The sequence below is a fragment of the Candidatus Zixiibacteriota bacterium genome, assembly GCA_040753875.1.
Taxonomy (GTDB): Bacteria; Zixibacteria; MSB-5A5; order GN15; family FEB-12; genus DATKJY01.
In genome coordinates this window covers 30,199-54,132 of the sequence record JBFMDV010000035.1, presented here as the reverse complement: position 1 = coordinate 54,132, position 23,934 = coordinate 30,199, and the positions used below count along the sequence as shown (strand labels likewise).

The following is a 23,934-nucleotide window of genomic DNA, read 5'->3' as shown; positions in this document are numbered from 1 at the left end:
CGCACCCAGGCATCGATCACCCGTTGCTCCTCAGAAGACAGCGCGATTGGCTCGGCGATATTCATCGCCGGCCAAAATATCAAAGTTCAAATCAAATGTCAATACAATTATGAAACACTACACTAGCGATTCAGGACTACTCGCGAGTTTTCATTTCACCGCAAGCGGCAGATTGTCACGTCGACCTCGCCTATGGCGAGGTCTCCTCACAATGACTCACCTAATGGAGTTACGGCCTACATCATCTCTACGCACCCTGCAATCAAGTCCCGGAGTTTCGGTTCCGTGCGGCCGGCGGTGCCGATGACATCGTCGAGCGAACAGGGGTGCATGTTGTCGGCAAGGCCCATATCGGTGATAATGGAGAAGCCAAGTACACGGTTGCGCTGGTGATGCGCGGTGAGCACCTCCGGGACTGTCGACATCCCCACCGCATCGGCGCCGATTGTCCGGAAAAAGCGATACTCCGCCGCGGTCTCAAGGCAAGGGCCGGTAAGACCAAGATAGACTCCCTCCTGTAGCCGGAGTTTCTGTTCGAGCGCAACTTCCCTGGCCAGCGCCTGAAGCGCGAACGTATAGGTCTCGTACATGTCCGGGAACCGGTCCCCCCAGTTGTTGTCGTTGGGGCCGATCAGCGGATTACCGGGGAAGAAATTGATATGATCCTTGATGAGCATGATATCCCCCGGCTTGAAATTCGGGTTCAGGCCGCCGGCGGCGTTGGAGACTATCAGCGTTTCCGTCCCGAGCGCTTTCATCACGCGGACAGGGAAAGCGATCTGCTGAAAGCTGTACCCCTCATAATAGTGAAATCGCCCCTGCATGCAGACAACGTCCTTGCCGCGCAGTTTGCCGAACAGGAGCCGTCCGGCGTGCGACTCGACAGTTGAGACCGGGAAATGCGGGATTTTGTCGTACGATACGGTGCCGGTCATCTGGATACCATCGACCAGCGACCCCAGCCCGGTACCGAGGATGATCCCGATTTTCGGCTTCATCTGGGTTTGGGTGCGGATATAGGTGACAGCTTCGTTGAGTTTGGCGTGGAATTGCTCGACTGTGTCCATAGGTATCTCCGATATGTGCAGAATTACATTCCCATTTGATGCCGGAATATAATGAAAAACGACGGGGGGGCACAATAGGTGCTATCGGGCCGCAAGCACCGTAAACACCGTGTTCCCATAGGCGCGCTGTTGGAGAATCGACCAGGCAGAGAAATCGATTTTGTCGGTCTCGCTTTTGTCGTGTTGGCAGAGAATGATGCCATTTGGGGACAGAAGAGGCGATTGTCTCAACGCGTTTAAGGTCTTGTCAATCAACCCTTGGTACTGCGGGGGGGCTATCATGATGATGTCATACTGTTTCCCTTGAGCCGTTAGCCGCGGGATGGCGACAAATACATCCTCGCACAAACAGACGAGACGAGCATCAACCCCGAATCTGCTTGCCTGATCGTTGATGGACTGCACCAGCGCCTGCTCGATTTCAATACCAGTCGCTGAGCCAACACCGCGCGAAACCGCCTCGAACAGATACGAACCGGTGCCGCTGTACAGGTCGAGATAGTGGGCGTCTTCGAGATACGGCATGAGGAAATCGAATATCGCCTTGCGAAGGCGACTAAGGGGCGGGCGGGTGACGCCGAGATCCGGCGACACGATCGTTCGTCCCTTCAAGGTGCCGGTGATAACCGTGAATTCGAACTGGCGGGGCAAGGCTTGCCCCTTCTTGCGTTTCTCGTGCTTACGCATAATGTCGAACCGGAGAATAGCCCACTGTCTCCCCTAACAAAAGCCCTTTTGTTGGTCGATACTCTGATTGGGCAGATTGTAGTTGATTCGGAAAGCGCCGGGCGGTATGAAGAATCGAGGTGTTCGCGTGGAGTTGATACGACAGCCCGAGTGGAAGTTTCCGGACCTGTCTGATATTGAGCAATCGCTCTATCAGAAAGGGTGTGGTGCGATTTGCGGTGTAGATGAGGTTGGGCGCGGCCCGTTGGCAGGGCCTGTGGTAGCGGCGGCAGTGATACTTCCAAAGGGATGTGAGATCGAGGGGCTGGATGACTCCAAAAAGCTGACGCCCTCGCAGCGGGACGAGTTGTTCGAGGAGATTGTCGGTCGTGATTTACCTTGTGCGATCGGCATTATGGATCACGAGACGATAGATAAAGTGAATATTCTCCGCGCGTCGCTCATGGCCATGCGCAAGGCAGTGGCGGAGTTGAAACAATCGCCCGAGTTCATTCTGGTGGATGGCACGTTCCCGATTCCGAACCTGCCGCAGCCGCAACTGGCCGTTGTGGGTGGTGATGGCCGGTGCAAAGCCATTGCGGCCGCCTCGATAATTGCCAAGGTTACGCGCGACCGGATTATGGATCATTATCAGGAGCTGTATCCCTCGTTTTCTTTTTCCACTCACAAGGGGTACCCGACACCACTTCATTTGAAAGAACTCGACGAGTACGGTCCGTGCGATATCCACCGAAAGAGTTTCAAGCCGGTTGCCCGGTATCTGAAAGGGTATGCCCTCTTCTAAGCGCAAGGTTGTTCGCCCGCATGGCAATGTCGGCCGGGGACGAAACTACGAATCCCGCGCCGCCGATTTTTATATTCAGCAAGGATACGAGATTCTCGAACGAAACTGGCAAGCCGGTCATAAGGAGATCGACCTGATCGCCCGCCAGGGTGACATCGTCACCTTTATAGAGGTAAAATCATCGCGCGGTGGTGGGTTTGGGCACCCGGCGGAATGGGTGACCAGGGCCAAGATGAAAAAGTTGATTGCTGCCGCGAGCCAATATATTGTCGAGAAGCAAATCGAGGGGTGTGATCTTCGATTCGATGTCATCACCTTCGAGGGGGACAAACTGGAGCATTTCCCGAACGCGTTCGAGGTAGAATAGGAAAAGTGATTCTCAACGAGCGGTGTCAACAGATTTAAGTCTGGCCGAGTCGTTCAACAGAGTATCCAGTGCCGGTTTCTTGATGGCTTCCCTGGACGACGCACGCCACAGCGTATCCTCGTGCGGATAGAGTGAATCAACCGCGGCGCTCACCAGATTCATCATCACAACGTTTGCCTCCGGATCGTTCTGAAATTGCTGAGTGAATGCGAACAGGTCCTCTTTAGAGAGATTATTGGCGTCAAGCAGGGAGTCGCGGAATGTTTCATATCGGGCCGGGTTGGCGCGATACCGAGCCGAGGCGTACCAAAGATGGGCTACAATGGTCGCTTTTTGGCGCATGGCGGTTTCGAGCCGCGCCTGCTTGCCGCTTTGGAACTGCTTATAGCCGAACCAGATAGCCGCAATGACCACCAGCGGTGCGAGACGCTTCAGCCAGATCAAGATTCTGCCAACTTTCCGTTGCCGATTGCCGTAGAAGTTCTAACTTATGGCCCGGAACGACGAAGTCAATCCCTAAACGATGGAACTAAACTACCCTGTCCAGCGGCGGAAAAGCCGCGCGGTGAAAATCGGCGACGTGCTGATTGGCGGCGGGTTCCCGATCGCCATTCAATCCATGACCACCGCCGACACGCGCGATGTGGCAGCGACGGTGGCACAGATCAATCAATTGTTCGATGCCGGCTGCGATATCGTTCGCATCTCGGTGCTCAATCACCAGGCGGGTGACTGCCTTAAAGCAATACGGAAGCAGGTCACAAAACCTATCGTGGCGGACATTCATTTCCAGTACAAACTGGCGCTGGATGCTATTGAAGCCGGTTTCGACAAGATTCGGATAAATCCGGGCAATATCGGGGCTGAGTGGAAAGTGCGCGAAGTTACCAAAGCGGCCAAGGACGCCGGTGTACCGATCCGTATCGGCGTCAACTCCGGATCTTTGCCGAAAGACCTCCTGGAGCAGTACGGCCACGATGATCCGCGCGCGTTCGTGGAAGCGGCACTGCGCGAGGCGGCGATCCTGGAAGACATGAGTTTCACGGATATCGTGATCTCGGTCAAGTCGACTAACACGCAGACGGCGTTCTGGGCGTATCACATGCTCGCACAAAAATGTGACTATCCGCTGCATGTCGGCATTACTGAATCAGGGATTTTGGAGACAGGCACGATCAAGTCATCGGTGGGGATTGGGGCGATTCTGATGACTGGTATCGGCGACACAATCCGCGTGTCATTAGCGGCGGACCCGATCCATGAGCCGCGCGTGGCGAGACAGATTCTTCAGGCATGTGCACTCAAGAACGAAGGGGTGGAGGTAATCGCCTGTCCCACCTGCGGGCGGTGCCAGATTGATATGATACCGCTGGCGGAGTCGATCTCAGCCAAGACTCGTCATATCAAAGCGCCATTGAAAGTCGCAGTGATGGGATGTGCGGTGAACGGCCCTGGTGAAGCTGCCGCGGCCGATGTGGGGATTGCAGGCGGCGCCGGCAAGGGGATTCTCATCAAGAAGGGGGAAATTGTCAAGCGGATGGATGAATCCGAACTCGAGAAGTCGCTGCTTGACGAGATCGAAGCGATGACGGGGGAGAGTATTCCGAGGTAGGAACTATGGACACTTGAAGGCCCTAACTTGGGTCAAGTGCTCTAATCACGGTGTGCATACGGCACATAGCTGGTGTCGTGAGTCGGCCTCACCGTAAATACAGAACGACCAATCCACCGCTCTACTTTCGGTCCTTACGTTTTCGTTTCAGTTCGTCTATTTCTTCTTTGATCCTTCTGTAGTCCCGAAGGAAATATCCTAAGATCAAACCGAGGATTACCCAAGGGATGGCCATAGGGTCCAGAAGGTCTTGGATCAGGCGTTCCAATTGCACGGCCACACCTCCTTACGATGGACCAAAATCCGTGTCCACTTTGTTTATTGGCTCCTACTACTAAATATCGGTACCAATCAGCATTCTTACGTCACTACTTAACCACATTGATCGGAAGACGCGATTATACCAGACATTAAATTCCCATAATTCGCAGTAACGCAATGTGATACTTGAACAGGGAAATTGAACATGCCGTTGTATTTATGAAATAAGAGTCAAGAATGTAAGGCCCTATGACTCATGTGTCATTGATGACACATGAGAAAACATCGCCATTAGAATGTGACATAAATTCGTGACCACAATGGGGGTTATCGAAATGTACACAAGTTGGGAACTGGGCAGTTCAGTATCTGCCGAACAGTTTGGACAGCCACCTATGAAACGCATGTACGCCTTTCACGGGGGCGGCGTACATCAGGATGCATTTTCCGCTGACGGTTTCGATACCAAGCTCGTGAGCTTTTCGTATTGCTGCATCGTATTTTCCCCCTTGCTGAAACCAGATTCGTTTGATGCCGGTGGCGGCGGCGTCAATGACCTCCGACTCAGCCTGGGTAGGCGTCAGGACGAATAGGGCTGACTCGACGCCCGGTGGCAACTCGTTCAGACGACTCGCACACCGGTCCCCATCTACCTCAGAATGGTTGGGGTTAACCGGAGTTACCTCATATCCCTTTTGCTTTAACTCGCAATAAGCGGCGTTGGCGAAACTTCGCTTGTTTGGGGAGGCGCCGACGACGGCAATTTTCTTCGAGGCGACAAACGTTTGTATGACGTCGTTCATGAGGACAATATAGATAGAAGAGGCGACAGGCGCAACACGCGGTGTACCCCACCTGCCTCAGGTGGGTTCGCAGTTTCGTCTATAGAACCTCGAACCGTTCGCCGACCTTGCAAGTGCTATTTCCCTTTCCGTCACTGCGGCAATTAACCGTGCGGGGAAACGGTGTAACTGGGACCCCAGCCGTTGGCTGGGATACACCGATGGGATGGCGTTTCGGACGCTATGGTGTTTGGAGCAACAAATACTCCAGCGCCGGACGCAGATCGGAGTACTTGAACTCAAATCCGGTCGCCAGCAGTTTCGCCGGCTCGACGCGGGTGCTGTCCAGCAGAAGCGCGTTCGCCATTTCTCCGAGAATCAGGCGGAGTGCCCGGGCAGGGACATTGAAAATCGCTGGTCGGTGCAGCACAGACGCAAGCGTCTTGGTGAACTCTGCATTCGTGACTGGATTTGGTGAAACAACGTTGACCGGACCGGATACTGATGCGTCATAAATAACGTGATGGATCACCGCGACCAGATCGTCGATCGCGATCCAGCTCATGTACTGACACCCATCGCCGAACTTCCCCCCCAGCCCCAGTTTGAATGGCAGGAGCATGCGAGCGAGCGCACCACCATGGGGAGACAGTACCATACCAAATCGAAGGCAGACTGTTCGGATGCCATGTTTCTTTACAGGGTCAGCGGCAGTTTCCCATGCTTTACAGACTTCCGATAAGAAACCGCTTCCGGGTCCGTTCTCTTCGCGCATGATGTCATCGCCGCGATGTCCATAATAGCCCACCGCCGACGCACTGATGAACACGGCGGGTGTCCGCTCCAGTCGTGTCAGAGATTCGGCCAGGAGTTGCGTGCCTTTGACACGGCTTTGGAGAATTCGCTCCTTCCGGCCGGCTGTCCATCGCCCGGCGCCGATGTTTTCGCCCGCCAGATGCACGACGATATCAAAGTGATCCTCCGGTTTGAGTCTGAGAAGATTCTGCTCGGGGCTCCAGAGAATGTCCCCCTCGGCGGAGGCGCGCCGCACCAACCGGACGATCTCATAGCCCCGCTGCTTGAGCGAAGCCATGAGGGCCATCCCGATCAGCCCACCGGAGCCGGAAATCAGGGTACGCATATGACAGTATGTTACGCTGTTCGTTTATGGAAACGCAACGCCGAAAACCCGAATATCACCACACCGAATATCGCCAGCGGAATGATATCGGAGATGAGGTCAACAGCGGTAGCCCCTTTCATCATGATGCCGCGAACGATTTCGATGTAGTACCGCATCGGGTTGACCAATGTCACCCCCTGCATCCAGTCCGGCATGTTGGCGATGGGCGTGAAGTACCCGGAGGTCAACATTGTGAATATGGAGAAGAACCAGGCCAGGAACATCGCCTGTTGCTGTGTCTGTGTGACGGTAGATACAAACATCCCCAGTCCGAGCGTGGTCAGCAGGTAAAGCAGCGAGAGTGCTACCAGAAGGAGGGCCGAGCCAACAAACGGCACCTTGAACCACAGCACCCCCAGATTCAGTGTCATTCCCATCACCACCATGGAAATGATCGCGAGCGCGGTGATCTTCCCCAGCATGAGGGTAATGGTGCTCATCGGCGTAACCAGAACCTGCTCCAGTGTCCCCATCTCCCGCTCCCGCACGATCGCCATCGCGGTCATCATCAGGGTCAGCATGGTCAGCAGCGTAGCCGCGATGCCGGGCACCATGAAATTGACGGACTCCGCTTCGGGATTGTACAGATATCGCCCCCCCACCTCGATATTCGGCTTCAGCCCGGTGATATCACCGGAAAACGTTCGGACGATCTGACCGGCATACCCGGCGCCGATCCGGGCCGCGTTGGCATCGGTTCCGTCGGAGATCCAACCCACGGTCACCGGTTGACCGGTCTGCAGTTTTTCGGAGAAATCGCGCGGGATCACCAGCGCCATCTCCGCCTTTCCTTCGCGAAACCGTTCTTCCAGTTGCCACAGCGGCACTCGGTCGGCATCGATCTGTCGATCGGACGGAATGAAGTAGCCGGCACTGCGCAGTGATTCTACCAACTGGCGGGAGTACGCTGTCTGGTTGGAGTCGTAAACGTCGAGCCAAAGCTGTTTGACATCGGTATTGACCGCATAGCCCATGACTATGAGCTGGACCACCGGCATGACAAAGAGCATGCGGAGATTATTACGGTCACGGAGTCCCTGGATGAACTCCTTCTTCATTACGCCAAGAAACGGCCGCCACATATCAACCGATCCTCGTTTTGAATCGCTTTACGGCCAACACCAGAAACAGCACCATCAACAAGAGCAGGAATCCGGCCTGAGGGGCGAGCACAGTGAAACCTGACCCCTTGAGCATGATCCCGCGAATCATCTTCAGGAAGTAGGTGGCCGGGACTATCCGGCTCAGTATCTGCAGCGGGATCGGGAAGTTCTTCACGGCAAAGATGAATCCGGACAACATAATTGTCGGCAGCATGGTAGCCAGCAGCGCGAACTGCATGGCCAGCTGCTGGGTCGGAACGAGCGTCGAAATAAGGATGCCGATGGACAGCGCCGTCGTTACGTAAATCAACTCGAACGCCAGCAACAGGACAAACGAACCTACGAACGGCACACCGAACAGCAGTTTGGCAAACGCCAGCACCAGCAGACCGTCGAGAAACGCAATGATGATGTACGGGATCAGCTTTCCAACCAGTATCTGAGTGGGACTCACCGGCGCGGTCAGCAACTGCTCCATCGTTCCCATCTCTTTCTCTCGGGCGATGGTGATCGAGGTCAAGAGCGCCGAGATCATGAGCAGGATGATCGCCACTATCCCCGGCACGAAGAAGTGCGATGACTGCAGATCGGGGTTGTAGAGCACCTGCTGCGAAATGGTTACTCCCGGCATGGTACTCCCCGGCGGGAGCCGGTCGCGAAGATACTGATTGACCAGGGCGTTCGCATACGCCTGGACGGCTGCGGCCTGCGAGGTCTCGGAGCCATCGATGATCAGCCCGATCGTGTACTCCTCGTGCGTTTCGAGAGCCCGGGCAAACCCGGGGCGGATAACCAGTATGCCGGCGGCGCGCGTAGCCCGAAGCATCTCCTCCGGGTCATCCAGATGTATCTCGTGCGAGGGCCTGTAGAAATAGTTCGAACGATAAAACCGCTCGACAAGCGCGCGCGATTCGGGCGTATGGTCACGATCGACAATGGTAAGCGGGATATGCTCGATATCCATGTTGATCGCGTACCCGTACAGGAACGTCATCATCACCGGCATGACGAAAATGATGATGAGTGAGCGGAAATCCCGGAGGATATGATACAGCTCTTTTTGGGCGATGAACTTGATCTTACGCACGGACCGCTCCTCTCGGGCTGATCAGGTCTATGAACAGATCCTCCAGGTTGTGCGCACCGTGGCGGGCGGCCAGCTCGAACGGTTTGCCGATCTCGATGATCTTTCCTGCGTGCATGATGGACACCCGCCCGCAGTATTCCGCCTCGTCCATATAATGGGTGGTGACAAAGATCGTGACCCCCTGCTCGGCAAGCTCGTAAAGGATACCCCAGAATTTGCGGCGGAACACCGGGTCCACACCGCCGGTCGGCTCATCGAGGAACAGCACTTTCGGCCGGTGCAGGATCGCCGCGGCGAGCGCCAGGCGCTGTCGCCACCCCACCGGGAGTGACCTGGTGACACGATTGATGAACTCCGACAGCTCGAGGGTCTCGGTCAGCTCGGCGATTCGCCGTTTCATCGTCCCATTATCCAGATCGTAGGCGCTTCCATAGAAACTCAGATTCTCGCGGCCGGTAAGGTCCGGGTAAAGCGAGAATTTCTGAGACATGTAGCCGATAGTCCTCTTGATGTCCTCCGACTCCTTCAGAATGTCGTACCCGGCCACGCGACCGGTGCCAGATGTCGGCAGCAACAGGCCGCATAGCATCCGGATGGCCGTGGTCTTGCCGGCGCCGTTGGCGCCGAGAAAACCGAATATCTCGCCGTCCTCTACGGTCAGCGAAATGTTGTCCACCGCCGTGAAGGACCCGAATCGTCGGGTCAGATTCTCTATCTCGACAATGGGTCTGCTCATCCGTGCGACTCCATCAGTTGGATGAACCTGTCCTCCAGACCGGGTGTTATCGGCTTCAGTTGAACGACATCGATGCCCGCAAGGGCTAACGGATTTCCGAACCGCTCGATCCTGTCCTCCTTGCCGATGTACAGGTGCAACCCCGCGCCGAAACGCCGCGCCGACAGACCCTCAATGCTGTTGAGCTTGGCAACGAGCCCGGTGGTCGGGATGGCATCGAGGAAATAGATGAGTCCGGAGAACTGCGCCGCCAGTTCGGAGGGTGTCCCCTCAGACAGCTTGCGGCCGTCGAACATAAAGATGGCGCGATCGGCCCGCGCCACTTCATCCATGTAGGGAGTCGAAACGATAATGGTCGCACCCTGGCGCTTGAGCTCGAGGAGGATTTCCCAGAATTGCCTCCGTGACAAGGGATCGACACCAGTCGTGGGCTCGTCAAGTATCAGAATCTCCGGGTCATGCACCAGCGCACATGAAAGCGCCAGTTTCTGCTTCATGCCACCGGACAATTGGCCAGCGCGACGGTCGGCGAACGGCGCCAGATTGGAAAACGTGTACAGGTAATCGCGTTTCTTCCGATATGCCTCGCCGACAACACCATAGATTCCGGCGTAAAAACTCAGGTTCTCTTCCACGCTCAAGTCGAGATACAGCGAGAATGTCTGCGGCATATACCCCAGGTGTGATTTGAACGACTCGAAATTAGCCAGCAGGTCGCGCCCCTCGAGTGTGACCGTCCCGCTGTCAGGATCGAGCAGGTGGCACAGCACGCGAATGAGCGTGGTCTTGCCGGCGCCGTCGGGACCGACCAGCGCCATGATCTGGCCCCGCTGCACTTCGAGCGAGAACTCCCGCACCGCCTGTATCTTGCCGTACGACCGCGAGAGTTTGTCGACACTGAGGTAACTCATCAGCGCACCATAGTCACGAAAACCGGCATGCCGATCTTGAGGCGGCCATCGGTATTGGCCATCCGCACTTTGACTGCGTACACCAGGTCGGACCGGGACTTCTCGGTCTGCACATTCTTGGGGGTGAACTCCGCTTCTGCGGAGGTCCAGATCACGGTGCCGTCGTACGACGTACCGCCGGATTCGGTGCTGACTGTGGCTTTGTCGCCGATCTTGACGCTTGCGAAATCAGTGGCGTTCAGGTACACTTTCACCCAGACCGTGTCCAGTCTGGCGATCTTGACGATCGCTTTGCCTGGGTTGAGTAGTTCGCCGTCCTCGATATACTTCTCCACCACCGTGCCAGAGAGTGGAGCGGTCGGATAGCAGTCCAAAAGCTGTCGCTTGAGCTGGTCGATGTCGGCATCAGACTTGGCGATCTGTGATTCGATGACCACGACGTTGGCTTCGGCCGCTTTTCGTGCGATGGTCGCCTGGGTGAACTCATACTCCAATTGATCCAGCTGCTTTTGTGTGGAGGACCCGGAGGCTAGCAGGCGGCTTACGCGGTCCCGCTCATTGCGGGTATATTTCTCCTGCTCGCGGGACTTGTCCACTTGAAGGCGGGCAGCCTGGAGATTCGCAACCGTCGCCTCGCGTGTGGCCTGCGTGGAGGCAAGCTGAAGTTCCAGGCGGCTGGAGTCTATTCTGACAAGGGTGTCTCCGGCATGAACGTCATCCCCTTCATCGACCAGGAGCGCGGTTACCCGTCCGGCCACTTCCGCCGACACGACCGCATCGGTTGCCTCGATAAACCCCGAGCCACTCGGCGTGTTTTTGTCGCCGCCGCAGCCGAGCGCCAACACCGAGGCCAGTTCGGCCAGAAGCAAAACCATGTATCTCATCTCAATTCCCTTTCCTCAGATTCTCCGAACCGGTGGTGTAGTAGAATGCACTCAGTGCGATCTGGTAGTCTATCTTTGCGGTACTTAGCGACGACTCTGCCGCGGTCAGGTCTGATTCAATGGTCACCAGGCGGTTGGAAGACAGGGTGCCGTCGCGATGCTGCGCGCTGGCCAGGCGATAGTTGTCCGAGGCGATGCGGAACTCCTCGCGCGCGCTCTGGTAGCGCCGATAGGCCAGTTTCACCTGCTCGCGCGCCAGGCTCGCCTCTTTGTCAAGATTCTCCGCTACCTGCTCGCGGTTCATGCGGGCCGCTTCAAGACCGAAGTTGGCCGCCCGCGAATTCGCGGCAGTCTTGCGACCCAAGTTGAAAGACCAGCTCAGCGTTGCCCCCACGGTGAAGTAGTCATTCCAGGTATTGTTGAACCGGTCCAGATTCGGTTTGCCGTACGAATAACCGCCGAACGCGGTTATGGTGGGGAAATAGTCGGTGCGCGACAAGCGCAGCCGCGATTGCCCGGCCCTGACCGTAGCGTCGGCGACAATCAATTCAGGTTTATTCGAACTCACTGTCGCATCGCCAACGCTGTCCTGGGGGGTCGGCAAAGAGTCGGTGAGGCTCAGTTGTTCGGTGGCATCGAGGCCAAGATATGTCAGCAGTCGTAACTCCGATGACCGGCGCGCGATCTCGGCCTGCTGGAGGGCGAACGTGGCGCGGGTAACAGCCAGGTCGGCCTCAAGCAGCGCCACCGAATCGGCCGCGCCCGCCTGGTACAGGGAGTTGACGTCTTTCGCTATCGTCTCGGCCCGCGTGAACGACGCTTTAGCCACCTCGACCACGGCATCGGCTCGATTGAGCGTGAAATACTCCAGCCGCGTCATGTAGGCCAGCTGGTCCTCCCCGGCGCTTACCAGCGCTTCGTCTAGTTCGGCGGTCGCCACTGCAAGGGAGATGTTGCCGCTGATACGGCCCCCGGTGAAGAGTGGGAGGTTCAGACGAAGATCGGTCTGATATGTTTCGTGTGTGCCCACCTCGCGCGATATGCTCGGCGACGGAGGGGGCAGGGAGATATCGAACCGAGCGACATAATCCACATAATTGGCCATGGCGCTGGCGGAAAGCGTGGGGAACCGTTCAGCTCTCGCGGCGGAAAGCGACGACAGCGCCGCTTTGTGGACAGCGTCGGCATTCTTGAGGCTGTAGGAATGCTCCCGGGCCAATGACAGCGCCTGACTCAAGTTCAGGTCCCGCCCGGCGGTAGCAGTCGCCAGCAACATCACGGCTCCAAACAACAGAAGATATGTTCTCATCGACGTGGTCTCACTCCGTTGAGGAATATGTCAACGATCGCGCGCGGCCGCTCGGCAAGAAAGCGCTCGCGATCAGTTATGCTCCAAATCCGGTCAGCTACCGGCGACATGAGATAGTATCCGAGGCTCATGGCTATGAACGAGATGATGGCCTGTCGCATGTCCAGCGGACGAATCTTGCCGCTCTCCATCTCCGAGCGAAAACGCTCCCGACCCATCGAGGGGACACGTGAACCAACGATTGCCTGGACAATACACTCGAGCACTTCCTCGCGAGGTTCAGCCAACTCACGTAAGAAGATGGGCAGAAAATCAGGCATGGTGGTAACCAGATGGCGGTGGCTTTCCGCAACCGCCAGGAGAAATTGTTCGACGTCTGGTTGGGGATCAGTCTGTTGGCGGAGTCGCTCGGCGACATGGCTGAAGTAATCTCGGATTACTCCGAGATAGAGATCATCTTTAGAATGAAAATGGTAATAGAGCATCGCCTTATTCACATGGGCTGATTCGGCAATGCGATCTACTCTGGCGCCGGCCAAGCCGTGCTGTGCGAACTCTGTCCGGGCGGCTAAGAGGATTCGCTCCATCGTGCCGGTTTCAGCCGACTCACCGGGAGGCACGTTTGTCTTTGATTCGTCGTTCATAACTAACTGTTCTGTTAAACTAAACGGCTAATCGTGCCATTAAGTTCCATATTTGTCAACTTCGAAACACAATTTCTCTGTTAGTCCACTTAATAGATTGAACATCAATAGGTTATGACATGACTTAGGTTTCGGTGCCAGCTGATCTGCTTTGGGGTGGGGCTCCAGTCGTGAGGGATTTAGTCGAGATCCGACATTGCGTGTACCTCATAAAGGCATCCGCAAGTCTGTCCCCTCGAATCTGAAAAAGACAGCCCGTGGGACACTGACTTACATCCCACGGGCTGTGATGAACCCAAATAGAGAAGGATCAACCGATCACCAAAGAGACTTCTCTAAGGAATTATACACGCGCTGGGTTCATTTGGTCCAAACCACGGCCCTGGTGTACCAATAATGAGCCTCGTAATTCTGACGGAATCTGAACCATTTTGCTGTTGCATGATGGGAAAAGGATTCCTATACTCGATGCGACCTACCTCACTGGTCTAACTTAGTTACTGCAGTATTACTGCCGTGAGAGAATCACCTATCTCTAAAGGAGCAAGGGATGAAGCGCATTCTTCTCATGGTCGCGGGTCTGCTTGGCGCCAGTACTTACGGCGCCACGTATTATGTAACCCCTAATGGCGCAGGCACACGCGCAGGGTCAACGTGGGCCAATGCCGGCAACGGGATCAGTTGGGTCAATTCCCGTTTGCAGGGTGGGGATACAGTTTTTTTCGGACCTGGCACCTACAACGGGGTCATTACACCACCGGCTAATCTGAACAGCCGGGATCGTACCTGCTACGTGTGCGGGGACGGTCGGAGTAACGCGATCAGCGATCCAGGCCTGATGGCCGCCAAAGCATGCACGCTGTCGGCAGCCACCGTGTTCCCTCGTGGAACCACCTGGACCAATTTCTCAGGGGGAATTTACTACACGACGGCAAACTTGCCGGAGTGGGAAGCGTTTTCGGGTCAACAGTCGAGTATCGGCGGCCAGGACACGACGATGTTGCGGGCGTGCACGACGCCTGCCGACATGAGCATTGTGGGGCCCGGAAGCTATTGCCACGATCTGCTGACCAATCGGATCTATGTGTGGTGCACCGACGGAGTGAACCCAACCAACCACACTATCTATGCGTCGCGACGGTCGACGATCGAGTTCACCGGACGAAGTAATTCCAATTATGTCACCTTCTTCGGTTTTGACATACGCTGGAGCTTCTATGCGGGGGTGCATCTGGCCTATGCCAAAGTGGATTCGGTCTTTATCGATCATTGTCGAATCACGCGCATTGGCACCAATCTGTACTCAAATGCCGGCATCGTGGGGACACAGGATGGTTCCTCAATTTCGGATTGTGGGGGGAGTCTCGATTGCACGTATGCGTTCGATGGCAAGTACTGCCGTATTCGATCCTGTTATGGCGGCCTGATAAGTGAGCCATTCCCCAATGGTGCCGAACGCTGCAACCTTATTACTACGTATGGCTACAGTCACTTCACGGTCGAAAGCTGCTATGCCGATGCACTCGGCGGGGCAGTCGACTGGAAGAATCGAGGGGCCGGCGGACATTCCAAGGGGAATGTTCTGAGATTCAGCACGGTTGCGAACGCGCTGCATGCCGGCTACCAGAACCTCGGCAACAATCAGTACGACAGTTGTTACGGTAATGTCTTCATCAATTGTCGGAAGGCAATCTGGTTCGAACGATACACGGATCGATATCCCGGACATCATTTCGTGTGCAACAATACTATTTACGGTTTTCCGTCGGCGGGTGGTGTTGTTACCGGAGCCTACCAGGGGGATTTTGACAGCCTGCCAAACTTCTGCAAATACAACATTTTCTATGACAACGACGCCTCCGGTGACCCGCAGTTTCACTACTTCAGCGACAACGACACTAATTTCGTGATCGACAGCAACCTGTACTGGAACTGCGAGAACACGTTCGTCTTCGATGCCCTGCAGCAGGGCTGGACTGCGTGGAGGAACCGAACTTCAGGTGCGTGGGCTGGTCGCGCGGCGCACGACGCTCACAGTAGTTTCAATACCGTGAACCCCGGTTTCACGAATGCCGCGGGGGGCGACTTCTCTCGTCCCAGCGCCGGGCAGGAAATGAATGTCACCTATGGAGGCAAGACCTGGACCCGGTATGGCGCCTGGCAGGCGCCGCTCTGCTTAGGGTGCGTGGGAAAGACAGGAAATATCGACGGCTCCCCCAACGACGTCGTAGACATTGGAGACCTTCAGGCACTGATTTCGTACTTGTTCGGTCCTGGGGGCAGTGGAGGGGTCTGCCTGGATGAGGCGAACGTTGATGGTTCAGCGAACGGCACAGTCGATATCCAGGATCTCACTCTCCTGGTGAGTTATCTTATTTTCAATCAAGGCGGGACGATCCAGTTGGCGCCATGCCAATAGGCTGATGGTCTCATCCATACGATAACACAACCGGTGTCGGATTTCAGTGACCGACACCGGTTTCATTTTGGTGCTACATCGAAATGGCGAAGTCCGCTTCAGGCAGTTGCGTTCCAGAGTGCCACGCGAAAGAACTTCACTTCTTTGAGCAGGAAGACTCCTGCTCGGACGGCCGGGTCAGCCGATGCCATGGCTCGGGCTTCTTCCAGCGAAGTTGCTCTTAGAATCACCATACCGAACTCGGCGTCATCGGTCCTTCCCGCCATGATCAGTTTTCCTGCGGCATGAGTCCTTTCAGATATTCAAAATGCTCCTCAACCAGATCAGCTTCGGCCGGCGTGGCATCCTGAACAAACGAGGCCCGATTTGGTTGGATGATCTCGATATAATGCTGGTCGGTCGGCATGCGGTCTCCTCAGCAGGTCGTACAGATAGTTGATCGCTCCAAATTAGGGAAACCATCAGACATGGTCAACAACCGTCGCTTGCCTTGAATCGTTTTTGAAGTAGTTTGTATCTAAGTGTGGAAGGCACAACGACGTTTCAGGAACGGAGCATAGATGGTAACAGCCAGGATGAGCTGGACCGGTGGCAAACGGTTTGAGGGGAAATCTGTGTTCGGTCACACTATCGTGACGGACACAGCGAAGGAATCCGGCGGGCAGGAGTCCGGCTACAAGCCGACCGAGCTGCTGTTGTATGCCATAGCCGGATGCACGGGAGTCGATGTGGTGGGGATCCTGCAGAAACAACGCCAAGAACTCACCGCTCTTGAGATCGAAGTGGTCGGTCACCAGCCGGATACATATCCCAAACCGTATCATACGGTTGAGATCAAGTACCGGGCGCGAGGGAAGAACCTCGATTCGCAGAAAGTCACTCAGGCGGTGGAACTGTCGATGGAGAAGTACTGCTCGGTAAGCCAGACCGTCAAGTGCGAAACGAAGGTCACTACGGCAGTTGAAGTGATTCTGGAATAGTCCGAATCGTTTCGTTGGAGCTCGAGTCTAATAGGAAGAAAGGTAGCGATACGTATGAATGAGACATTTGCCTACACGCTGAAGACTGATAAAACGATGGACTCCGTGTTGGCGGCCATCGAGAAGTTGGTGCCGGAACATAATTTTCGGATTCTGCATATCCACGATGTCCAGGCGACACTGGCGGAGAAAGGGTTCCAGCGGGACCCGCTCAAAATCGTGGAGGTCTGCAACTCCAAGTTCGCCCACGAGGCGCTCAAAAAGGAGATGGATGTCGCGCTGTTCATGCCATGCCGAATCACTGTGTACACGGAGGGGACCAAAACCGTGGTGAGTCTGGGGCGCCCGACCATGATCGGCCAGATGATGCCCAAGGCGGGGCTTGAGTCTCTGGCGGCCGAGGTTGAGGCGACCCTTATCAAAGTAATGAAGGCAGCGGTTTAGAGCGCGCCTGTCGGTGGGAACGATCCTTCGGATGAGTCTGTTATGGCTAAGGATATAGAACGGACGGGAATGCAGAAGAAGAGTACGCACAACAAACTGAGACGGATCGCCCTCTTCGCCATCACTGGCGGTGTCGCCGGGTTTGGGTTTTCGATGGTCTATATGGCGATGGGGTCGACGTGACAGATCATGTGCAGCCCCTGGTTGACTACAAGCGCCGGGGTCATGATCGGGGCGATCATGTCGATGTCCGATTAGGAGAATGAACTATGCCGATGTACGAATATGCGTGTAATGAATGCGGCCGGAAGTTCGAGGAACTGGTTCGCCATGAGGACGAGACAGTCTCCTGCCCTGTCTGTCAGTCGAGCGACGCACGCAAGCTGCTCTCAATGTTTGCTTCCTCGATAAGCTCCGGATCGGGTACGGCGGCGCCGTCGTGCGGCTCAGGCGACTGCGGAAGCGGGTTTAGTTGAGCATCGTGAGATTTGGTCTCGGTCGAGACAGTTTGAAACGGAAGAGCGGCATCCCCTCACCTGTCACTTCGTGACATCCTCTCCCAGAGGGAGAGGAATTTTTCGCCGTTCGGTCAGGTCTTGCGGGCCGATGTATCATTGTGCTCACTATCGAACACTGCGGTTCCTGAACAAACAAAGACTCACGCCAGATTGCCACACCGGCCCGTGTGACCTGACCGACATGCCAGAAGTTGGCAAGGACCGGCAGTTCACACGCTCCCTCGACAACCAAGCGTCACCTATAACAGTGAGAGCAGAGAGCGTCTCGGTCGCGCAAGAACTGCCGGAACGAATAGAGGAATCGCTATATCCTGAATCCTTCTCCCCTTTGGGGAGAAGGTGGCCGAAGGGCGGATGAGGGAGTGAACAGAATGGGTGCCCCACAGCTTACTGTGGGACTTCAGCACCATGAAATTTGACTTTCAGTTCAACGACAATACTCTCGCACAGCAAGCCGTGCGCCACCCAGGCACTGTTGTACGAGGTGTCGGGCGTCCCCGCTCGACACCTCGTAGAATCCGAAGCCGTCAGGCGGGGACGCCTGACGGCACAGGCCGATGTCGCCTCACTTCACAGGCACTTTCTTGCCTGCTTTGTCGGCAAAGAACGTAACCGTCCGCTTCAGCCCTTCTTCAAAACTAACGGTCGGATTGTAGCCGAACCGCCGCAGCTTATCGATCGACGCAAATGAGTGCTTGATATCTCCCGCTCTCGGCGGATCGTAATTGGCTTTGGTCGTCACTCCGATGATTTGTCTGAGCTGATCAAGCAGCTGGTTCAGTGTGAACTGCCCGCCGCAGGCAACATTGAATGAATCCCCGACCAAGTGCTCGTTCGTAGCAGCGAGGATATTCGCCTGCACGCAGTTGTCGATAAAGGTAAAATCGCGCGACTGCTCACCGTCGCCGAACACCGTCGGCGATTTCTTGTCCAACAGGAACGAGATGAACCGGGGAATCACCGGCGCGTATTCGCTTTTGGGGTCCTGACGCGGGCCAAAGATGTTGAAATAGCGCAGCGAGACGGTTGGGAACCGATACAGCTCCCAGTACACTTTCAAGTAATATTCGTTCGTGAGTTTGGTGATGGCATACGGCGACAACGGACTGGGGACCATCTTTTCGTGTTTGGGCAGTTCCTCGGACTCACCGTAGATCGACGATGACGACGCCATCACGAACTTCTTGACGCCGGCGTTACGTGAAGCCTCGAGTACATTCAGGGTGCCATCGATATTGACGGCGTTCGAGGTCAGCGGATTGGCCACCGACCGAGGGACCGACGGTAATGCCGCCTGGTGAAGAACATAGTCGATGCCGGCTACTGCCCGAAGAACGGTCCAGAAATCCCGGATGTCACCTTCGACCAGTTCGATATCGTTGATGATCTCGGCCAGGTTATCTTCTTTGCCGGACGAGAAGTTGTCCAGCACCCGAACCCGGTGGCCGTCCTCGAGCAGTTTCCTGGCGATATTGGAGCCGATAAACCCTGCCCCGCCCGTAATGAGATATTTCATAATCACAATGTCCTGTTCTCAACGTCTCACGGAATAATTTCGACAGATTTCATCGATGAGTTAATATACTATCTCCACGATAAACTTCAAGCATTCGTTATGCCTATCGTGGTGAAAAGGACAGAAGCGGATGCCGGAACTCCGCATTCAATTGACCTCTCGGGAACCCGACCGATCCGTGGCGAGATACAGCGAGGCGAAAGCGGCAATAATCGGGATAAGAGGGAAATGAAAGCGGCCGCACCCGAAGAATACGAAATGGACAGCCATCCAGTACAAAACAACCAACACCAACAGAACGCCGCCCGGATGCAGCCGGTATGAACCCTGACGATAATAGTGCCAGATTCCAAGCGCTGCCCACAGCAGAGCGATTAGATAAACCGACTGCATGACGACGGCGGCCACGACATAAAAATCGGTGCGTTGCGCTTTCGCGGCAACTATGAGGTGGCTGACTATAGCATCAATGTCCGACGCAAACGTATATGCGACTTTCAGGATCCCGCGCTTCACAAAAGCCGCCGGATGACCGGCGATATACTGCCAGCCAAGCCGGTACCCGAGTTCGTTATTGCCGGCCTCTTTTGCGGGATTCCCTAAGAGGAAAACGGTAGTGTCCACCTCAAGCCAGCCTATTCCCGATCTCGGATTATTGCCTATATAGAAGTTGATGCCGCCATTGGAAGAAACCGCTGCGACCCCCACGTGATGATAATTGCGAATTATCCAGGGCGTAACTACAAGAGCCATGCCGACCACGACTAACGCCACTCGGCCGGCTATTGACCGGAGTGATTCATTGCGCATCCACCAATATGGGACAAAAACCAGCGGCAACAACTGGATCAGGCTTCGGGTCAGCATGGCAAGACCAAGCACAATTCCACCACCAACAAGAAACCAGAATCGGTTCAGTCTGGAGTTATCAACACGGATGAGGACATACATTCCGAGCCACAGCAGAAACGTGAATAGATACTCGGAAACGAGCAGGTCAAGAAAGAGAACCTGGCTCGGGAATATGGCCATCAAAACAAGCGTGACGCGAGCGGCGCGCTCATTGAAAAGACGGCGCACAGTCAGATAGCTCAGCAGACAGGTACCGAGTCCCAGTAAAGCGTTGACGATTGCTCCAAGAATAGTCAGTTCGCCAAACAGGAGATATAGACGCGACAGCAGCCACGGCCATGCCGGCGGCCATACGGCGGTGGGAAGGCCGTTTTCCATATAGCTACCCACCCTCGCCCAGGTTACGGCGTAATCATGATAGCCGAGACTATCCGCCCACAGAACCACCGGCAGGAACATGACAACCAACGTGCGAAATAATGCTGCCAGGCCCAAAGTCCAGATTAAGAACTGCGACGTCCCCACAGTGCTCAAGCGAGATGCAGAACCTTGAAGATGCGGCGTCAGTCGATGGTGAAAGAACAGATATACTCCAACAATTCCGGCGGATACGAGGAGAATCTGCAATTGGAGAAAGCTGTGCGGTTCGACTACTCCGTCGGCGCTCAGAAACAGCAACTGCTGTTTGACAAAATCAAACGCGAACAACGCCGCAGCGCCGACCATAACGGCCAGCAATCCCAATAGACGGACAAGCCAGTCGGAACGCACCGGCATTACCCGACATCCTCCTGATATACCTCAAGATCGTACTCGTTAGAGTAGTAATTGAAACGGGCTTTGACAACATTTGGCCGGCAGCAGACCCGGCAGTCCTGCACGAATTCCTGCTTATCCCCTTTTGTAGGGTCGATAAACAGCTCGTTTTCTTCGCCGCAGGCGGCACAGAGGAAAAACTGGTCCATGCATTGAAATTAGGACCTGTTTGGTCCGCGTGTCAAGGGCCGCGATAGATGAGGCTCATACTTGAGCATAGCGGGACATCGTGCGCTTCTTCGGTCGCGCGCGAAGATAAATCTTGCCGCGATTTTCACCTGCAAATATGTTTGACAGCAAAGATCATACAGGATTGAAAGGATACTATCATGTCCGACTTTTCGTACATTCATGCCCGTCAGATTCTCGACAGCCGAGGCAATCCCACTATTGAAGTTGATGTTTCTTTAAGCGACGGCACGCTCGGGCGGGCGGCGGTGCCATCGGGGGCATCGACCGGAGCACACGAGGCGGTGGAACTTCGGGATGGCAATGCCAAGGTCTATTTCGGCAAGTCCGTGCTGAAAGCGGTCGCCAACGTGAATGAGAAGATCGGCCCACGGCTGATCGCGGACAGTATCGACCCGTACGACCAATTGGCGGTCGACCGCTACCTGATAGCGATGGATGGAACAGAGAACAAGGGGAAACTGGGGGCGAACGCGCTGCTTGGTGTGTCACTCGCCACGGCGAAGGCGGCGGCGGAGAGCCGGGGGCGGTTCCTGTACGAATATATCGGCGGCTGCAACGCCAAGACCCTCCCGGTGCCGATGATGAACATCCTCAACGGCGGCAAACACGCCGACAACAATGTCGATCTGCAGGAGTTCATGATCATGCCGGTCGGGGCAAGGAGTTTCGCCCAGGCGCTTCAGATGGGAGCGGAAGTGTTCGGCCATCTCAAGCAGGTGCTCAAGAAAAAGGGGATGAACACGGCGGTCGGCGATGAAGGTGGCTTTGCACCGGATCTGAAATCCAACGAGGAAGCGCTGCAGGTAATCATGCAGGCGGTCGAAAACTCCGGCTACAAAGCCGGCAAAGACATCCTGCTGGCGCTCGACCCGGCCTCAACTGAGTTTTATGACGCCAAGACGAAGAATTATGTACTGAAAGCTGAGGGGAAAAAGTTCTCCAGTTCCAAAATGATAGACTACTATGCCGGGCTCTGCAAGAAGTACCCGATCATCTCTATCGAAGATGGCTTATCCGAGGATGACTGGGACGGCTGGCAGGAATTGACCAAGCGACTCGGAAGCAAGGTGCAACTGGTCGGTGACGATCTCTATGTCACCAATCCGAAACGGCTGGCGCGCGGTATTGAGAATCGCTCGACGAACTCAATCCTGATAAAGCTGAACCAGATCGGGACGTTGACCGAGACGCTGGATGCTATCCAGATGGCACAGAAGGCGAATTTCACGGCGGTGGTGTCGCACCGCTCAGGCGAGACCGAGGACAGCACTATTGCCGACGTTGTCGTTGCCACCAATGCCGGGCAGATCAAGACCGGCTCGATGTGCCGCACGGACCGTATCTGCAAGTATAACCAGTTGCTTCGTATTGAAGAGCAGCTCGGCGCGAATGCGGTGTACGCGGGTAGAGAGGCGTTTTATAGTATTAAGTAGTACCCGAGTCATTGCGAGGCGCTTCGCCGAAGCAATCTCGACTGGTGGACTCAACGGACCAACGAAGACGAGATTGCTTCGCCGCCGCGAAACGCAGCGTCTCGCAATGACTGAAACGAAAAGTAGGTCGAGTTCCGAGGGCGTTCCGACCGAGAAACCCGACATGGATGACAAGAAGAAGGACTCAAGTCATGAAATACGGCGCGCGCAACAGAATCGCCGGGAAAGTGACCTCGGTGAAAAACGGCGATATCATGTCGCTGGTGAAATTCAACGTCACCGGCCCGGTCACTATGGCCTCGGTACTGACGACCGAATCGGTGGAGGAGTTGGGGTTGAAGGTGGGGGATGAAGTCGAGCTGATCGTGAAGGCGGTACATGTGCTGCCGGTGAAGAATTAGGTCAGACCATTATTCTCATTGGGGCACTTTGGTCAGCACTGATAAGTAGAGTAGGTTGTGTGAGAGTGCAATATGGATGATTCGTATGAGAAGCAGGCGGACAGAGTCATTCGAACGCTAAAACATGATTCATGGCATGGATTCGTCGACTGGGTTATCAATAGTGCCAAGGGGACTGAAGAACTGTATAGGGGCCAACGACAGGACTGGGATTTGCTTCCAAGGATAGTCCGAACTGCACGACAGCGAGGGATCTCTGATGTTCACTCAACAGCGCGCGATCACCTGGAGGCATTTCGGTATGCAATAAGGGGTAGGGGAGGAATAGAGGAGTTTGCACACCAGGATGAAGATGGTCTATGGGCACTCGGTCAGCACTTTGGACTGGATACGGTCTTACTCGATTGGACCTTGTCACCCTTCGTGGCGTTGTATTTCGCTTTGGAGGAAGCAGACCAGGAACCGCTTGATAGACCCCGATGCGTCTACCAGCTATTCCATGTTGGAGCCGTGAAGAATATGTCTGTCCACACTGACAAATTCAAGAAGTTGGTCAGTGACTTGTCGGAGGCTATATCACCGATTGTAATGGACGACATCAGAAATCTTCAGCGCGTATTACGAGTAGTGCAGCCGCTCGCCCATGCCAATCCAAGGTTAGTGGCACAACGTGCTGTTTCACTCACGTGGAACTTGGGGCACACACTCGAACAAGTCATAAAGGAGAATTGGAAAAGCAATGACTTAGTAATGATCAAACATCTAATTCCGTCAGATGACCGCATTAAGTGCTTGCACTGCCTTGATCTCATGAACATAAACGCCGGGACCCTCTTTCCAGATATTCAGGGTGCAGTAAAGTACTGCAATTTCAAACTGGCAAACGACGTATAGATGTAAAAGGAGTATTCGTGAAGCATTTTGGGGCTCATCTAAGTGATGTCAA

Annotated in this window: 28 protein-coding genes; 11 read left to right on the top strand and 17 right to left on the bottom strand. The window is 55.2% G+C overall.

What is annotated here, in order from left to right:
- Nucleotides 1–236: 236 nt before the first annotated feature.
- Both AB1644_12985 and AB1644_12980 read right to left on the bottom strand, forming a co-directional pair.
- Complete coding sequence (locus tag AB1644_12985) at nt 237–1,067, bottom strand: purine-nucleoside phosphorylase (protein MEW6051961.1); 831 nt, start codon at nt 1,065–1,067, stop codon at nt 237–239.
- Between the two features lie 81 nt (nt 1,068–1,148).
- Nucleotides 1,149–1,754, bottom strand: coding sequence for an RsmD family RNA methyltransferase (locus AB1644_12980; protein ID MEW6051960.1), 606 nt, complete (start codon nt 1,752–1,754; stop codon nt 1,149–1,151).
- Between the two features lie 106 nt (nt 1,755–1,860).
- On the opposite strand from AB1644_12980, the gene AB1644_12975 reads away from it, so the two are divergent.
- Nucleotides 1,861–2,538 carry a ribonuclease HII gene (locus AB1644_12975; GenBank protein MEW6051959.1) on the top strand — a complete coding sequence of 226 codons (678 nt, stop codon included), beginning with the start codon at nt 1,861–1,863 and terminating at the stop codon, nt 2,536–2,538.
- Nucleotides 2,525–2,905, top strand: coding sequence for a YraN family protein (locus AB1644_12970; GenBank protein ID MEW6051958.1), 381 nt, complete (start codon nt 2,525–2,527; stop codon nt 2,903–2,905). Before AB1644_12975 ends, AB1644_12970 begins: the two co-directional genes overlap by 14 nt.
- Nucleotides 2,906–2,917: 12 nt before the next feature.
- On the opposite strand, the gene AB1644_12965 is transcribed toward AB1644_12970, so the two are convergent.
- A complete protein-coding gene (locus AB1644_12965; GenBank protein ID MEW6051957.1) occupies nt 2,918–3,349 on the bottom strand; it encodes a hypothetical protein in 432 nt (143 codons plus the stop codon).
- A 79-nt stretch (nt 3,350–3,428) separates the two neighbouring features.
- Between AB1644_12965 and ispG the strand changes: the two genes are divergently transcribed.
- The gene (gene ispG, locus AB1644_12960; protein MEW6051956.1) at nt 3,429–4,517 is read left to right on the top strand and encodes a flavodoxin-dependent (E)-4-hydroxy-3-methylbut-2-enyl-diphosphate synthase; all 1,089 of its coding nucleotides are present in this window, start codon (nt 3,429–3,431) and stop codon (nt 4,515–4,517) included.
- 623 nt (nt 4,518–5,140) lie between these two features.
- On the opposite strand, the gene AB1644_12955 is transcribed toward ispG, so the two are convergent.
- The 9 genes from AB1644_12955 to AB1644_12915 all read right to left on the bottom strand — a co-directional run bounded on the left by AB1644_12955 (nt 5,141) and on the right by AB1644_12915 (nt 13,417).
- Nucleotides 5,141–5,581: a CoA-binding protein gene (locus AB1644_12955; protein ID MEW6051955.1), complete on the bottom strand. Its 441-nt coding sequence runs from the start codon at nt 5,579–5,581 to the stop codon at nt 5,141–5,143.
- A gap of 220 nt (nt 5,582–5,801) precedes the next feature.
- On the bottom strand, nt 5,802–6,701 hold the full coding sequence (locus tag AB1644_12950; GenBank protein ID MEW6051954.1) for a TIGR01777 family oxidoreductase: 900 nt from the start codon (nt 6,699–6,701) through the stop codon (nt 5,802–5,804).
- A gap of 11 nt (nt 6,702–6,712) precedes the next feature.
- Nucleotides 6,713–7,825: an ABC transporter permease gene (locus AB1644_12945; protein ID MEW6051953.1), complete on the bottom strand. Its 1,113-nt coding sequence runs from the start codon at nt 7,823–7,825 to the stop codon at nt 6,713–6,715.
- A 1-nt stretch (nt 7,826) separates the two neighbouring features.
- Nucleotides 7,827–8,933 carry an ABC transporter permease gene (locus AB1644_12940; protein MEW6051952.1) on the bottom strand — a complete coding sequence of 369 codons (1,107 nt, stop codon included), beginning with the start codon at nt 8,931–8,933 and terminating at the stop codon, nt 7,827–7,829.
- Nucleotides 8,926–9,669 carry an ABC transporter ATP-binding protein gene (locus tag AB1644_12935; protein ID MEW6051951.1) on the bottom strand — a complete coding sequence of 248 codons (744 nt, stop codon included), beginning with the start codon at nt 9,667–9,669 and terminating at the stop codon, nt 8,926–8,928. Before AB1644_12935 ends, AB1644_12940 begins: the two co-directional genes overlap by 8 nt.
- The gene (locus AB1644_12930; GenBank protein ID MEW6051950.1) at nt 9,666–10,580 is read right to left on the bottom strand and encodes an ABC transporter ATP-binding protein; all 915 of its coding nucleotides are present in this window, start codon (nt 10,578–10,580) and stop codon (nt 9,666–9,668) included. Before AB1644_12930 ends, AB1644_12935 begins: the two co-directional genes overlap by 4 nt.
- Nucleotides 10,580–11,464, bottom strand: a complete 885-nt coding sequence (locus tag AB1644_12925; protein ID MEW6051949.1) for an efflux RND transporter periplasmic adaptor subunit — start codon at nt 11,462–11,464, stop codon at nt 10,580–10,582. The genes AB1644_12930 and AB1644_12925 overlap by 1 nt, the downstream gene beginning before the upstream one ends.
- A gap of 1 nt (nt 11,465) precedes the next feature.
- The gene (locus tag AB1644_12920; protein ID MEW6051948.1) at nt 11,466–12,773 is read right to left on the bottom strand and encodes a TolC family protein; all 1,308 of its coding nucleotides are present in this window, start codon (nt 12,771–12,773) and stop codon (nt 11,466–11,468) included.
- On the bottom strand, nt 12,770–13,417 hold the full coding sequence (locus tag AB1644_12915; GenBank protein ID MEW6051947.1) for a TetR/AcrR family transcriptional regulator: 648 nt from the start codon (nt 13,415–13,417) through the stop codon (nt 12,770–12,772). Before AB1644_12915 ends, AB1644_12920 begins: the two co-directional genes overlap by 4 nt.
- Before the next feature lie 550 nt (nt 13,418–13,967).
- Between AB1644_12915 and AB1644_12910 the strand changes: the two genes are divergently transcribed.
- Nucleotides 13,968–15,836, top strand: coding sequence for a hypothetical protein (locus AB1644_12910; protein MEW6051946.1), 1,869 nt, complete (start codon nt 13,968–13,970; stop codon nt 15,834–15,836).
- A 98-nt stretch (nt 15,837–15,934) separates the two neighbouring features.
- Here the strand turns inward: AB1644_12910 and AB1644_12905 are convergent, their stop codons facing one another.
- Nucleotides 15,935–16,102 (bottom strand): YciI family protein, encoded by a 168-nt coding sequence (locus AB1644_12905; protein ID MEW6051945.1) that lies wholly within the window; start codon nt 16,100–16,102, stop codon nt 15,935–15,937.
- Between the two features lie 2 nt (nt 16,103–16,104).
- A complete protein-coding gene (locus tag AB1644_12900; GenBank protein ID MEW6051944.1) occupies nt 16,105–16,242 on the bottom strand; it encodes a hypothetical protein in 138 nt (45 codons plus the stop codon).
- Between the two features lie 154 nt (nt 16,243–16,396).
- On the opposite strand from AB1644_12900, the gene AB1644_12895 reads away from it, so the two are divergent.
- The 4 genes from AB1644_12895 (at nt 16,397) to AB1644_12880 (ending at nt 17,736) form a co-directional block, all read left to right on the top strand.
- Complete coding sequence (locus tag AB1644_12895; protein MEW6051943.1) at nt 16,397–16,816, top strand: OsmC family protein; 420 nt, start codon at nt 16,397–16,399, stop codon at nt 16,814–16,816.
- Nucleotides 16,817–16,870: 54 nt separating this feature from the next.
- Nucleotides 16,871–17,260 carry a DUF302 domain-containing protein gene (locus AB1644_12890; protein ID MEW6051942.1) on the top strand — a complete coding sequence of 130 codons (390 nt, stop codon included), beginning with the start codon at nt 16,871–16,873 and terminating at the stop codon, nt 17,258–17,260.
- A gap of 42 nt (nt 17,261–17,302) precedes the next feature.
- Nucleotides 17,303–17,443 carry a hypothetical protein gene (locus tag AB1644_12885; protein ID MEW6051941.1) on the top strand — a complete coding sequence of 47 codons (141 nt, stop codon included), beginning with the start codon at nt 17,303–17,305 and terminating at the stop codon, nt 17,441–17,443.
- A gap of 86 nt (nt 17,444–17,529) precedes the next feature.
- Nucleotides 17,530–17,736 carry a zinc ribbon domain-containing protein gene (locus AB1644_12880; protein ID MEW6051940.1) on the top strand — a complete coding sequence of 69 codons (207 nt, stop codon included), beginning with the start codon at nt 17,530–17,532 and terminating at the stop codon, nt 17,734–17,736.
- A gap of 607 nt (nt 17,737–18,343) precedes the next feature.
- Here the strand turns inward: AB1644_12880 and AB1644_12875 are convergent.
- From AB1644_12875 to AB1644_12865, 3 genes are all read right to left on the bottom strand, one after another.
- Entirely contained in the window at nt 18,344–19,294 is a 951-nt protein-coding gene (locus AB1644_12875) for an SDR family oxidoreductase (GenBank protein MEW6051939.1), read from the bottom strand.
- A 147-nt stretch (nt 19,295–19,441) separates the two neighbouring features.
- A complete protein-coding gene (locus tag AB1644_12870; GenBank protein MEW6051938.1) occupies nt 19,442–20,923 on the bottom strand; it encodes a glycosyltransferase family 39 protein in 1,482 nt (493 codons plus the stop codon).
- Nucleotides 20,923–21,111 carry a CPXCG motif-containing cysteine-rich protein gene (locus AB1644_12865; GenBank protein ID MEW6051937.1) on the bottom strand — a complete coding sequence of 63 codons (189 nt, stop codon included), beginning with the start codon at nt 21,109–21,111 and terminating at the stop codon, nt 20,923–20,925. The genes AB1644_12870 and AB1644_12865 overlap by 1 nt, the downstream gene beginning before the upstream one ends.
- 180 nt (nt 21,112–21,291) lie before the next feature.
- On the opposite strand from AB1644_12865, the gene eno reads away from it, so the two are divergent.
- From eno to AB1644_12850, 3 genes are all read left to right on the top strand, one after another.
- Nucleotides 21,292–22,587, top strand: a complete 1,296-nt coding sequence (gene eno, locus AB1644_12860; protein ID MEW6051936.1) for a phosphopyruvate hydratase — start codon at nt 21,292–21,294, stop codon at nt 22,585–22,587.
- Nucleotides 22,588–22,778: 191 nt separating this feature from the next.
- Nucleotides 22,779–22,988: a TOBE domain-containing protein gene (locus tag AB1644_12855; GenBank protein ID MEW6051935.1), complete on the top strand. Its 210-nt coding sequence runs from the start codon at nt 22,779–22,781 to the stop codon at nt 22,986–22,988.
- A 72-nt stretch (nt 22,989–23,060) separates the two neighbouring features.
- Nucleotides 23,061–23,882 (top strand): FRG domain-containing protein, encoded by an 822-nt coding sequence (locus tag AB1644_12850; protein ID MEW6051934.1) that lies wholly within the window; start codon nt 23,061–23,063, stop codon nt 23,880–23,882.
- The last annotated feature ends 52 nt before the right edge of the window (nt 23,883–23,934 follow it).

Bases quoted from the DNA above. Each gene is read 5' to 3' on its own strand.
- AB1644_12985 (MEW6051961.1), bottom strand. From the start codon at position 1,067: ATGGACACAGTCGAGCAATTCCACGCCAAACTCAACGAAGCTGTCACC.
- AB1644_12980 (MEW6051960.1), bottom strand. From the start codon at position 1,754: ATGCGTAAGCACGAGAAACGCAAGAAGGGGCAAGCCTTGCCCCGCCAG.
- AB1644_12975 (MEW6051959.1), top strand. From the start codon at position 1,861: ATGAAGAATCGAGGTGTTCGCGTGGAGTTGATACGACAGCCCGAGTGG.
- AB1644_12970 (MEW6051958.1), top strand. From the start codon at position 2,525: ATGCCCTCTTCTAAGCGCAAGGTTGTTCGCCCGCATGGCAATGTCGGC.
- ispG (MEW6051956.1), top strand. From the start codon at position 3,429: ATGGAACTAAACTACCCTGTCCAGCGGCGGAAAAGCCGCGCGGTGAAA.
- AB1644_12955 (MEW6051955.1), bottom strand. From the start codon at position 5,581: ATGAACGACGTCATACAAACGTTTGTCGCCTCGAAGAAAATTGCCGTC.
- AB1644_12950 (MEW6051954.1), bottom strand. From the start codon at position 6,701: ATGCGTACCCTGATTTCCGGCTCCGGTGGGCTGATCGGGATGGCCCTC.
- AB1644_12945 (MEW6051953.1), bottom strand. From the start codon at position 7,825: ATGTGGCGGCCGTTTCTTGGCGTAATGAAGAAGGAGTTCATCCAGGGA.
- AB1644_12935 (MEW6051951.1), bottom strand. From the start codon at position 9,669: ATGAGCAGACCCATTGTCGAGATAGAGAATCTGACCCGACGATTCGGG.
- AB1644_12930 (MEW6051950.1), bottom strand. From the start codon at position 10,580: ATGAGTTACCTCAGTGTCGACAAACTCTCGCGGTCGTACGGCAAGATA.
- AB1644_12925 (MEW6051949.1), bottom strand. From the start codon at position 11,464: ATGAGATACATGGTTTTGCTTCTGGCCGAACTGGCCTCGGTGTTGGCG.
- AB1644_12920 (MEW6051948.1), bottom strand. From the start codon at position 12,773: ATGAGAACATATCTTCTGTTGTTTGGAGCCGTGATGTTGCTGGCGACT.
- AB1644_12915 (MEW6051947.1), bottom strand. From the start codon at position 13,417: ATGAACGACGAATCAAAGACAAACGTGCCTCCCGGTGAGTCGGCTGAA.
- AB1644_12910 (MEW6051946.1), top strand. From the start codon at position 13,968: ATGAAGCGCATTCTTCTCATGGTCGCGGGTCTGCTTGGCGCCAGTACT.
- AB1644_12905 (MEW6051945.1), bottom strand. From the start codon at position 16,102: ATGGCGGGAAGGACCGATGACGCCGAGTTCGGTATGGTGATTCTAAGA.
- AB1644_12900 (MEW6051944.1), bottom strand. From the start codon at position 16,242: ATGCCGACCGACCAGCATTATATCGAGATCATCCAACCAAATCGGGCC.
- AB1644_12895 (MEW6051943.1), top strand. From the start codon at position 16,397: ATGGTAACAGCCAGGATGAGCTGGACCGGTGGCAAACGGTTTGAGGGG.
- AB1644_12890 (MEW6051942.1), top strand. From the start codon at position 16,871: ATGAATGAGACATTTGCCTACACGCTGAAGACTGATAAAACGATGGAC.
- AB1644_12885 (MEW6051941.1), top strand. From the start codon at position 17,303: ATGGCTAAGGATATAGAACGGACGGGAATGCAGAAGAAGAGTACGCAC.
- AB1644_12880 (MEW6051940.1), top strand. From the start codon at position 17,530: ATGCCGATGTACGAATATGCGTGTAATGAATGCGGCCGGAAGTTCGAG.
- AB1644_12875 (MEW6051939.1), bottom strand. From the start codon at position 19,294: ATGAAATATCTCATTACGGGCGGGGCAGGGTTTATCGGCTCCAATATC.
- AB1644_12870 (MEW6051938.1), bottom strand. From the start codon at position 20,923: ATGCCGGTGCGTTCCGACTGGCTTGTCCGTCTATTGGGATTGCTGGCC.
- AB1644_12865 (MEW6051937.1), bottom strand. From the start codon at position 21,111: ATGGACCAGTTTTTCCTCTGTGCCGCCTGCGGCGAAGAAAACGAGCTG.
- eno (MEW6051936.1), top strand. From the start codon at position 21,292: ATGTCCGACTTTTCGTACATTCATGCCCGTCAGATTCTCGACAGCCGA.
- AB1644_12855 (MEW6051935.1), top strand. From the start codon at position 22,779: ATGAAATACGGCGCGCGCAACAGAATCGCCGGGAAAGTGACCTCGGTG.
- AB1644_12850 (MEW6051934.1), top strand. From the start codon at position 23,061: ATGGATGATTCGTATGAGAAGCAGGCGGACAGAGTCATTCGAACGCTA.